The organism is uncultured Chitinophaga sp. (genome assembly GCF_937874145.1).
GTDB lineage: Bacteria > Bacteroidota > Bacteroidia > Chitinophagales > Chitinophagaceae > Chitinophaga.
On the sequence record NZ_CALNBI010000209.1, the window covers coordinates 1 to 10,312 of the forward strand.

Annotated in this window: 10 protein-coding genes and 1 pseudogene; 8 read left to right on the forward strand and 3 right to left on the reverse strand. The window is 54.2% G+C overall.

Translation table 11 applies throughout. The features are described from left to right. The 7 genes and pseudogenes from Q0510_RS10020 to Q0510_RS10050 form a co-directional block, all read left to right on the forward strand. Window positions 1-333 (forward strand): annotated as a pseudogene (locus tag Q0510_RS10020) (3'-5' exonuclease); the annotation flags it as partial. 71 nt (window positions 334-404) lie between these two features. Continuing rightward, the gene (locus tag Q0510_RS10025; RefSeq protein ID WP_298710632.1) at window positions 405-1,133 is read left to right on the forward strand and encodes a polyprenol monophosphomannose synthase; all 729 of its coding nucleotides are present in this window, start codon (window positions 405-407) and stop codon (window positions 1,131-1,133) included. 9 nt (window positions 1,134-1,142) lie between these two features. After that, entirely contained in the window at window positions 1,143-2,027 is an 885-nt protein-coding gene (locus Q0510_RS10030; RefSeq protein ID WP_298710635.1) for a DMT family transporter, read from the forward strand. Between the two features lie 95 nt (window positions 2,028-2,122). Next, the gene (locus tag Q0510_RS10035) at window positions 2,123-4,963 is read left to right on the forward strand and encodes a prolyl oligopeptidase family serine peptidase (protein ID WP_298710637.1); all 2,841 of its coding nucleotides are present in this window, start codon (window positions 2,123-2,125) and stop codon (window positions 4,961-4,963) included. Between the two features lie 205 nt (window positions 4,964-5,168). Continuing rightward, on the forward strand, window positions 5,169-5,816 hold the full coding sequence (locus tag Q0510_RS10040; protein ID WP_298710640.1) for a DUF6597 domain-containing transcriptional factor: 648 nt from the start codon (window positions 5,169-5,171) through the stop codon (window positions 5,814-5,816). Window positions 5,817-5,902: 86 nt separating this feature from the next. Continuing rightward, window positions 5,903-6,370: a GNAT family N-acetyltransferase gene (locus tag Q0510_RS10045; RefSeq protein WP_298710643.1), complete on the forward strand. Its 468-nt coding sequence runs from the start codon at window positions 5,903-5,905 to the stop codon at window positions 6,368-6,370. Next, complete coding sequence (locus Q0510_RS10050; RefSeq protein WP_298710646.1) at window positions 6,367-6,984, forward strand: DUF4230 domain-containing protein; 618 nt, start codon at window positions 6,367-6,369, stop codon at window positions 6,982-6,984. Before Q0510_RS10045 ends, Q0510_RS10050 begins: the two co-directional genes overlap by 4 nt. On the opposite strand, the gene Q0510_RS10055 is transcribed toward Q0510_RS10050, so the two are convergent. After that, window positions 6,985-7,704: a hypothetical protein gene (locus Q0510_RS10055; protein WP_298710648.1), complete on the reverse strand. Its 720-nt coding sequence runs from the start codon at window positions 7,702-7,704 to the stop codon at window positions 6,985-6,987. Between the two features lie 249 nt (window positions 7,705-7,953). Between Q0510_RS10055 and Q0510_RS10060 the strand changes: the two genes are divergently transcribed. Beyond that, a complete protein-coding gene (locus Q0510_RS10060; protein ID WP_298710651.1) occupies window positions 7,954-8,283 on the forward strand; it encodes an RNA-binding protein in 330 nt (109 codons plus the stop codon). A 277-nt stretch (window positions 8,284-8,560) separates the two neighbouring features. Here Q0510_RS10060 and Q0510_RS10065 read toward each other — a convergent pair whose 3' ends face one another. Further along, window positions 8,561-9,880: a dihydrolipoamide acetyltransferase family protein gene (locus tag Q0510_RS10065; protein ID WP_298710656.1), complete on the reverse strand. Its 1,320-nt coding sequence runs from the start codon at window positions 9,878-9,880 to the stop codon at window positions 8,561-8,563. 39 nt (window positions 9,881-9,919) lie between these two features. After that, window positions 9,920-10,312, reverse strand: a 393-nt coding sequence (locus Q0510_RS10070; RefSeq protein WP_298710659.1) for a CinA family protein, incomplete at its 5' end; no start/stop codon positions are given.

The window sequence follows — 10,312 nt, forward strand, 5'->3', positions numbered from 1 at the left end:
CTGACCAACGCGCACAGCGCAGAGGCCGATGCCGTGGCTACATTCGAGATCCTGGAAGCCCAACTGGTGCGTTATTCCTCACAGCTGAAAGCCGACGTGGACGCGCTGGCGCAGTTCACCAGGGAAGATGAATACGTGGATTTCGCCCGCCGGATCGTGCGGCAGAATGGTACGGAAATCTTCAACTTCGGGAAATACAAGGGCCGCCCGGTGCGCGACGTGCTGAAACAGGAGCCCCAGTACTACGACTGGATGATGAAAGCCGAGTTCCCCCTCAATACGAAAGAGAAACTGACCGAGATCTATCACGACATGATGCTAAAAAAACCTTAAAAGTTTAGTTCACCCGGTAAAAAACCGGGGGTTATTATCTATTTTTGCCATCCTTAAATCAAATCAGCTAATTGGAAAAATTAGTTATCATACCCACTTACAACGAAAAGGACAATATCGCGCGCATGATCGAGACGGTCTTTTCGTTGCAACAGGGGTTCCATATCTTAATTGTGGACGACGGCTCGCCGGATGGCACGGGCGCGATCGTTAAAGGCATGCAGGCACAGTATCCGGGTCAGTTGTTTATCGAGGAAAGAAGCGGCAAGCAAGGGCTTGGCACCGCTTACATCCACGGTTTCCGCTGGGCGCTGGCCCGTACCTACCAGTACATCTTCGAGATGGATGCCGATTTCTCGCATAACCCGAGGGATCTTATCCGTTTGTACGACGCCTGCGCTGGTGGCGGGGCCGATGTATCGGTGGGCTCGCGGTACGTGCCAGGCGGCAAAACGGAGAACTGGCCCTGGGACAGGGCGGTCCTCTCCTACGGCGCATCCATTTATGTGCGCTGCATCACCTGGATGCCCGTGAAAGATGCGACGGCTGGTTTCGTGTGCTACACCCGCAAGGTGCTGGAAACCATCGACCTTTCCGACATCCGGTTTGTCGGATATGCATTCCAGATAGAAATGAAATTCACCGCCTGGAAGCTCGGCTTCCGGATCGCGGAAGTTCCCATTACATTTATAGATCGTAAAGAAGGCTACTCGAAGATGAGCAAGGGCATTGTGAAAGAAGGGATCTTCGGGGTGCTGAAGATCCAATGGCATAGCCTCTTCGGGAAAAAGCGCCGCTAAAATAGTGCAGTGAAGAAAGCGTTTATTGAGCTACACCTCTCCGTATTCCTCGCCGGGTTTACGGGCATCCTCGGCAAACTGATCACGCTGAATGAGGGATTGCTGGTCTGGTACCGGCTCCTTATCACCGCCGTGACGATGTATTTCCTCTTCCGCTGGCAGGGGAAGCTGAAGAAATTGCCGCTCCGGGATATTCTGCGGATCGGAGGGGTCGGCTGCATCGTAGCGCTGCACTGGATATTCTTTTACGGCAGTATCAAATACGCCAACGTTTCCATCGGCGTCGTCTGCTTCTCGCTCACCAGTCTTTTCACCGCGGTTTTCGACCCGCTGATCAACCGCCGCCGGTTCGACAAAGTGGAGATGTTCCTCAGCTTTCTCACCCTGGCGGGCATCCTGCTCATTTTCCATTTCGATACGCAGTACCGGACGGGCATTATCCTCGGCGTTATCTCCAGCATGTTTGCGGCGCTGTTTACCGTGCTGAACAAGCAGCTGGTGGTAAAATATGATACCGCCACCATTACGTTTTACGAGCTGGGCGTGGGTTTCCTCGGCCTTACGCTGCTCATGCCGGCATACCTGGTCGCCTTCCCGGTGGAGAACATCCTCCCCAGCCTGCCCGACGCCATTTACCTGCTCATCCTTTCGTGGTTCTGTACGGTGATGATGTACACACTGTCGATGAACGCGCTGAAGAAGATATCGGCCTTTACCGTCAACCTCTGTTTCAACCTCGAACCTTTATACAGCATCATCCTGGCTTTCATCATTTTCCATGAAAACAAGCTGCTGCACAGCGGCTTTTATGCCGGGCTGGGGCTCATCCTCCTCTCCGTAGTACTACAGATGCTCCGCGTGGCCCGCCAGGCCAAGCACTCGCCCGCGCATTGACCGTTTATCACCAAATGGGCTGAACTTGATATGAAAAGCCTTATTTTGCGGTAATCCTAACCAACTTTACGAACTAATAAATACTGAACTGGCTTATGACCCGATCTGCAATGTGGCTCGTATCCCTCGGCCTATGGTGCACCGGCGCGATGGCGCAATCTAAAAAACCGCTCGACCACAGCGTGTACGACAGCTGGCAAAACATCGGCGTAAAACTGGTAAGCCCCGACGGGCGCTGGGCCGTTTACACCGTAACGCCCCAGGAAGGCGACGCCACCCTCTTCATCCGCAATCTCCAGACCGGCCGGCAAACCGCCTTCGAACGCGGTACGGCTCCCGTGATCACGGACGACAACCGGTTTGTAGCTTTCACCATCAAACCGCGCTTCCAGGAAACGCGGCAGGCCCGCATCAAAAAAGCGAAGCCCGACGATATGCCGAAAGACTCCCTGGCCATTTACGACCTGGCTTCCGGTAAAACCGTTGTGCACACGGCGAAAGTGAAATCCTTCAAAACACCCGAGAAAGGCAGCGGCATCATCGCTTATCTCGTGGAACCAGCTAAGGATACCACTGCTGCTAAGAAACCAGCCGCAAAACCCGCCACCGCGGCGGATGACGCGGATGCGGATGATGACGGTCCGGGGAAAGGAGGCGCCTCCGCCGCTGGAGACCTTGTGATCATCCAGACCGGCAAAGCGCTGCTGTTCGACACCATCCGTCACGTCACTTCCTACACACTTTCCAAACCCGGCAACGCGCTTACCGCCGTGGTGAGCCCGGGGAAGAAGGACAGTCTCGCCACTCCCGGCGTGATCCTCTGGAACACCTCCAAACGCGAATCGAAATATATTTCCAAAGGCCAGGGCAAGTTTGCGCAGTTTGCTTTTGATGACAAAGGCGAACAGCTCGCATGGACCGTAAGCCGCGATAGTTCCAAAGCGCCCGTTACCGTTCATGCACTGGCCGTTTATGGTCCGGGGATGGACACCGCGCGCCTGGCGATCACCAGCAGCAGCAACGGCATGCGCGATAAATGGAGCGTTTCCGAAAACGGCAGGCTTATTTTCTCCCGCAACGGCCAGCGGCTTTTCTTCGGCACCGCCCCCATTCCCAAACCGAAAGACACGACCATCGTGGATTTTGAAGTGGCGAAAGTGGACGTATGGCATTACCTCGACGATTATTTGCAGCCCATGCAGCTCAAAAACCTCGACCGCGAGTTGAAGCGCAGCTACACCGCGGTGTACTTCCCGGCCGAAAACCGCATGGTGCAGCTTAGCGATGATTCCATGGAAACGTTCCAGTTTGGTGATGAGGGCAATGCCGAATACGGGCTCGGCACCAGCGACAGCCATTCCCGCATCGCGCTGCAATGGACAGGCAAAACGAATAAGAACGCCTGGATGGTGCACATCCCCAGCGGCCGCCGCATGTCCATCAAGCAGGACCTGAACGGGCAGATCGCGATTTCTCCCGCCGGCAAATACATCATCTGGTTCGATAACATGAACGGGCAATATTCTTCCTACGACTTCCTCACCGGCTCAACGCGCATCATTTCCGCGGGCATCCCCGTGAAGCTGACCGACGAAGAAATGGACATGCCCGACTTCCCGCAGCCGTACGGTACTACCGGCTGGATGGAGAACGACAAATATGTGTACATCAACGACCGTTACGACATCTGGCAGGTAGACCCCTCCGGCAAAGAGCCCGCCGTGATGATCACGCAAGGCATCGGCCGCGCGAACAAAACCGTGCTGCGCAACGTGAAACTGAACCCCGACGAGCGCTTCTACGCACCGAAACAAACCCTCCTGCTCGAAAGCCAGAGCGATGTCACCAAATTCGGCGGTTTCTATACGGTGAGGCTGATGGATAAGGCCGCGCCGAAGCAGGTGGTGAGCGGCCCGTACGCTTACATCGCTCCCGTGAAAGCGAAAAATGCGAGCATGATCCTTTACCAGCGCACAACTTACCAGGAGTCTCCCGATATCTTCGCGGGCGAAGAACTATCGACCGCCAAACGTATCAGCCAGCTGAACCCCCAGCAGAAAGATTACAACTGGGGCACGGCGGAGCTGTTCAAATGGCAGACGTACAACGGACAGGAAACCGAGGGTATCCTCTACAAACCCGAAGACTTCGATCCGGCGAAAAAGTACCCGGTGCTGATTTACTTCTACGAGAAACTGACAGATGGATTATATGGTTACCAGCCGCCCGCTCCCACGCCTTCGCGCCTGAACATTACGTTCTTCGTGAGCCGCGGGTACGTGGTGCTGGCGCCGGATATCCGTTACGAGAACGGCCGCCCGGGCAAAAGCGCTTATGATTACATAGTTAGCGGCGCCGAAGCGCTGGCGAAAAACAGCTGGATCGACCGGTCGAACATGGCCATCCAGGGTCAGAGCTGGGGCGGTTACCAGGTGTGTTACCTGGTGACGGCAACGCCGCTGTTCAAGGCAGCATGGGCAGGCGCGCCGGTGGCGAATATGACGAGCGCTTACGGCGGCATCCGCTGGGAAAGCGGGATGAACCGACAGTTCCAGTACGAGCATACGCAAAGCCGTATCGGGGCTACGTTGTGGGAGAAGCCGGAGTTGTACATCGAGAACTCGCCGTTGTTCCATTTGCCGAAGGTCACTACGCCGCTGGTGATCATGCACAACGATGCGGACGGGGCCGTGCCCTGGTACCAGGGGATCGAGATGTTCACAGGGCTCCGCCGCCTGGGGAAACCCACCTGGATGCTCAATTATAATGGTGACGCGCACAACCTGATGCAGCGCCAGAACCGGAAAGACATCCAGATCCGCCAGCAGCAGTTCTTCGACCATTACCTGAAGGGCGCCCCCGCTCCCAAATGGCTGAGCAAAGGCGTACCGGCTACGGAGAAAGGCCGCGACTGGGGCTTTGATACCGCTGAATAACCGGTTTCGACATAATTATCCTGAAAAGCGGTCCGTTTCCCCGGGCCGCTTTTTTGTTATCGTCTCGTTAACTGGAAGATTTTCAATCCTTTCCACAGATAACAGAAAAATATCTAATTAAAACACTTTTACATGTAGTAATTTGTCTATATTTACATCGGTTGAAGTACCTACGGATGATTGAATTAATCATGCAATTAGTCCTATGAACACCTATATCCTTAGTCCAAAAGACAGCCTCCATCCCTTTGTTCAGCGCTATATCGTGCTGGACGACGTGCACTCCACAGCGGAGATTTTCAAGCAAAAACTCTTTGCGGCCGGCAAACAGTACCTGGTGTTTATCCGCCAGGGCGGGCTTGCATTCAAACCTGCGGACCACGCGGCGTTTGACCTGCCGGAAGCGGCCGTAACAGGGCCTTTCACCTGTGCGCTGAACGCCCGGGTAACGGGGCCGCTCAGCATGGTGGTGGTGCAGCTGAACGCTTACGCCAGCCATCGCCTGATGGGCATCAGCATGGAATCGGTGACGAATTATTTCCGTGACCTCAGCCGGATCAAGGGCAACTGGGCGGAAGTGAGCGCATCGATCCGCAACGCGGCAGACATCCATACAATTCATCATATCCTCGACCAGGCGCTGGAAAGCCTGATCCCGCACCAGCAATCGTCCCTGAAACAGGTGGATGAAATGGTGGATTACCTAATCGAACAAAAAGGGAACGTGGCCATGATCGACCTCGCCCTTCGTTTCAAAACCAGCCGGCATACACTCGAGCGCCAGTTCATGGAAGTGACGGGCCTCACACCTCAATTGTACAACCGCATTCTGCGCAGACAACGGTTTGCGTAACGTTTTTGACTTGTACGGAATATACAATGCGCCGGATCTCATGCATCCGGCGTTTTTGTTTTATTTTTAAGAAGAAAAAAGGAAACATGCAACAGCCATTGGAAGCCACGAAAGGAAATTACCGCATCACTACCGACAAGCAGGCATTACAACTGCCCGTCATTCACCGCTACCTCAGCGAAGACAGTTACTGGGCGCAGGATATACCCGTTTCGCTCGTGGAAACTTCCATTGAGCATTCGTTGTGCTTTGGCATGTATCATGAGGGGGAACAGGTGGGTTTTGCCCGTGTGGTGACCGACTATGCCACCTTCGGCTACCTGGCGGACGTGTTCGTGCTGCCGGCGCACCGCGGGCAGGGGCTTTCGAAGTGGCTGATGGAAGTGATCCTCTCCCACCCCGGGCTGCAGCAGCTGCGCCGCATGATGCTGATGACGCAGGACGCGCAGGGATTGTACGAACAATACGGCTTTACTGTGTGGGAATACCCCGAACGGTGCATGAGCAAAAGGATCGGCGAATCCTATTCCGGGATGAAAAACAAAAAGGCATGAAAAAGATCCTGACCTGGGCTGTCATCATACTGTTTATAATCGGCATATTCATGCTGGGGCGCTGTACGGGCGGCAAGAGCACCGTCAATGAAAAGGCGGTCAACAACGTGCTGCTGATCCGCGAGATCGCGGAGCTCGCCAGCCTGGAAGTACAGGGCACCGCTACTTTCAAGCAAAGCAACGTCAGCAACAGCGGGGAATGGAGCGATAATCTCAAACGTGTTTTTACGGAGAATACTGCCTGGGTTTCTGTTCCCTACATCGCCAAATATGGCGTGGATACGGATAGTACCAATTTCCACCTCACGGTGAAGGATACTACCGTATTCATCCGGCTGCCGCAACCGAAACTGCTGAGCTTCGAGCTGCGGATGAACCGGATGGAAACCTCGTCCCGCAAAGGATGGTTCACGTTTTCGGATGATGAAACCTACACCGAGGTGCAGAAGAAGCTCTATGATACCGAACGTTCGCAGATGGAGGAAAATGTGATGAACCAGAAGCAGAGCATGAACAAGATCATCGCCATCCTGCGCAATTACTACACGCCTTTGGGATATGATGTGAAAGTAGAGTTCACCGGCAGTTCCATGCAGGCGCCGGGCCTCGAATGATCAGGCCGCGTACTGCGTGATATACTTTACCAGCAGGCGTTTGGCGACTGGCAGCAACGTTTCTTCCACCGGGAAAACCAGGTCTGTTTCCACCGTGTATACGGCAGGGTTAGGCAGTTCGCGGAAGTTGCGGATGAGGTCCGACTTGATGCTTTGTTGTGTGTTGGCCAGGCTGCGGGTGTAGGAATCGATGAAATGGGTGTGGATGCCCCGGAATTTCTCATCATGCCGTTCGAAGATCGTGAGCCGGTACTGGTAGACGCGCGTATCGGCGGCATGCCCGTCGCAGAGGAGCATGTAGCCTTCCTGGCTGTCGAGCGGAACGATGCCGACGGGAGCGATGTTGAGCTGATCTTCCACGAACTCGTAAATCTCCGTTCCGCCCTGGATGGCGCCGTTCATTTCGGGGAGTGAAAACTGGATGATGGTTTCCAGTTCTTCCATCAGTTCATCGTCTGCTGCGATCTGTTCGTAGAGAATTTGGAGCCGCTGCAGGTCTACCGCGGCGATCCGTTTGGGAAACTGCTGTTGGAGGAATTTTTTAGTGTCGCGGAACGAAACGAGATTGTTGTAATGATAGATCAGATCGCCTAACTGGGGGTACAATTTGTTCTGGCGGAAGCAATGGTTGATTTCCTGCAGATAAGCCAGTAAAGTGTATTTCTTCAGTTCAAAATCGATATAGCCGTCGGCAAACCACGTCTCGCTCAGTACTTTCATAGCCCCGGACAATTTTTCCGTCCTACCTGAATTTACGGAATTTCGTTCATATGCGGATTCCACGGTATATTGGTGATAATTATTTAATAATACGTAATCATTTAAATACCTTACCAATATAAGTAGTTATTTTTCCCCCACCCACCCAAAGGGGCAACCTGAAAATTTATTCAAGGAATGCCGAACAGAATATTGAGTTAATTCCTTATCTTCATTCAGTATTATTTTTCATTTTTTAATTTTTTTATCATGAACATCTACGTAGCCAACCTGCACTACAGGTTGAACGATGAGGACCTTCACCAAATCTTTAGCGAATTCGGGCAAGTGACCTCTGCTAAAATCATTAAGGATCACGAAACCGGTCGTTCACGTGGTTTTGGTTTTGTTGAGATGCCGAATCAAGAAGAAGGCACCTTGGCAATGGAGCGTCTGAACGGTAGTGAAGTAGAAGGCAAACAACTGATGGTCAACGAAGCTCGTCCGAAATCCCCCTCTAACGGTGGTGGTGGTTTCCGCAACAACCGTCCCGGTGGCGGTGGCGGATACGGCGGCGGCGGACGCGATCGTCGTTATTAATAGGCAGATTAGTTTCTTATCGATCCTATATAAGGCTTCCCTGGCGGGAAGCCTTTTTTTTGTGCATACTATTTGAAAAGCGCGCCGGGAAAGTATCCAGGCGCGCTTTGCTGTTTCCCCGACAGGAGGCCTTTCTACACTGCCTTTTGCTTGTTAAACAACCCACCGGAGTACAACAAACGTACTGTATGTTGCATCCAATACCGGCATATATTCCAACTAAAAAAAGCGTGGCGGAACATCAGTTCCGCCGCGCTTTGCAATGCTTTTTCTTCTCCTAGAAACCTCTCGATGGATCGAAATTTTCGAGCTCCGTGGCTACGGCGCTGAGGAAAGTCGAGCCCAGCGAGCCATCCACGATACGGTGATCGTACGACAGCGAAAGGTACATCATGTGGCGGATGGCGATAGAATCGCCCTGTTCCGTTTCCACTACCACCGGGCGTTTCTTAATGGCGCCCACCGCCAGGATCGCTACCTGCGGCTGGTTGATGATCGGCGTGCCGGTGAGGCTGCCGAAGGTACCTACGTTCGTGATGGTGAAGGTGCCGTCTTGCGTGTTTTCCGGCTTCAGGCGGTTCTGGCGCGCGGCGTTGGCCAGGCTGTTCACCTGTTTGGTGAGGCCTACCAGGTTGAGCATGTCCGCGTTGCGGATCACCGGTACGATAAGGTTGCCGGAAGGCAGCGCGGTGGCCATGCCGATATTGATATCTTTCTTGAGGATGATCTTGTCGCCATCGAGCGAGCAGTTCACCAGCGGGAATTTCTTGATGCATTTCACCACGGCCTCCACGAAGAGCGGCATGAAGGTGATCTTTTCGCCTTCGCGCTTTTCGAAATCCTTCTTCACGTTATCGCGCCAGCGCACCATATTGGTAACGTCGCATTCCGCGAAGCTGGTAACGTGCGGGGAAGTGTGCTTGCTGCGCACCATATGGTCGGCGATCAGCTTGCGCATACGGTCCATTTCGATGATCTCCACGTTGCCGCCATAAGAGTTGGAAGCGGCCACGGTAGTGATTTCGCGGGAAGGTGCGGGAGCGGCCTGGGGCGCTTCGCGGATCACTTCCGGCTCTTGCACGTTGGCGCCGCGGTTGGCGATGTAATCGAGAATGTCTTTTTTCGTAACGCGGCCTTCGTTGCCGGAACCTGGAATCTTTTCGAGCTCGGCGAATGAAACGCCTTCCTGTTGTGCGATAGTCAGTACAAGTGGGGAATAGAAACGGGCTTCGCCGGAAGAAGGCACCGTGGCGGCTGCCTGCGGGCGGGGCGGCGCAGTCTGGTATTGGGGCTCGGCAGGACGGGCGGCTTCGGGCGCGGGAGCAGCGGCAGGAGAAGGAGCCACCGGCGCATCAGCAGCGGTTTCCACCCTGGCGATCACCGTACCAACGGGCACCACGTCGTTTTCATTAAAAAGGATTTCAGTGATCACGCCGTCTGCTATCGACGGCACTTCCCTATCCACTTTGTCCGTAGCGATCTCCAGCACCGTATCGTCCACTTTCACCGCATCGCCGGGCTTTTTGTGCCAGCGTAGAATAGTGGCTTCCATGATGCTCTCTCCCATTTTGGGCATCACCAGTTCGACAATTGCCATATAAGTGATTGTTTTAGTAGATGACAAAAATAAGGGAATTTAACCTACCAGCCACTTCCTCAGTTCGTTCATCGCGGCGATGGCGGTCATCTCCGTGTTGCGCGCCCGGTCGTACCGGAAATGATAACGCATCGTGCGGATGTTCCCCTTCCCTCCCACTGCGATCCAGACGGTGCCCACGGGCTTCTCGTCCGTCCCGCCGTCGGGGCCCATAATACCGGACACCGCCATCACGCAGTCGACCTGGAGCACAGCGAGTGCGCCTTCGGCCATTTCGCGGACGGTTTGTTCGCTCACGGCGCCATGCTGGCTGAGGGTTTCAGGGTTTACGCGGAGCAGGTTGATTTTGGTTTCGTTGGCGTAGCTGACTACGCTCCCTTTGAAATAGCGCGAGCTGCCGGGCACGGCGGTGATCTGGCTGGCGATGCGGCC

Bases quoted from the DNA above. Each gene is read 5' to 3' on its own strand.
- Q0510_RS10035 (WP_298710637.1), top strand. From the start codon at position 2,123: ATGACCCGATCTGCAATGTGGCTCGTATCCCTCGGCCTATGGTGCACC.
- Q0510_RS10040 (WP_298710640.1), top strand. From the start codon at position 5,169: ATGAACACCTATATCCTTAGTCCAAAAGACAGCCTCCATCCCTTTGTT.
- Q0510_RS10045 (WP_298710643.1), top strand. From the start codon at position 5,903: ATGCAACAGCCATTGGAAGCCACGAAAGGAAATTACCGCATCACTACC.
- Q0510_RS10050 (WP_298710646.1), top strand. From the start codon at position 6,367: ATGAAAAAGATCCTGACCTGGGCTGTCATCATACTGTTTATAATCGGC.
- Q0510_RS10055 (WP_298710648.1), bottom strand. From the start codon at position 7,704: ATGAAAGTACTGAGCGAGACGTGGTTTGCCGACGGCTATATCGATTTT.
- Q0510_RS10060 (WP_298710651.1), top strand. From the start codon at position 7,954: ATGAACATCTACGTAGCCAACCTGCACTACAGGTTGAACGATGAGGAC.
- Q0510_RS10065 (WP_298710656.1), bottom strand. From the start codon at position 9,880: ATGGCAATTGTCGAACTGGTGATGCCCAAAATGGGAGAGAGCATCATG.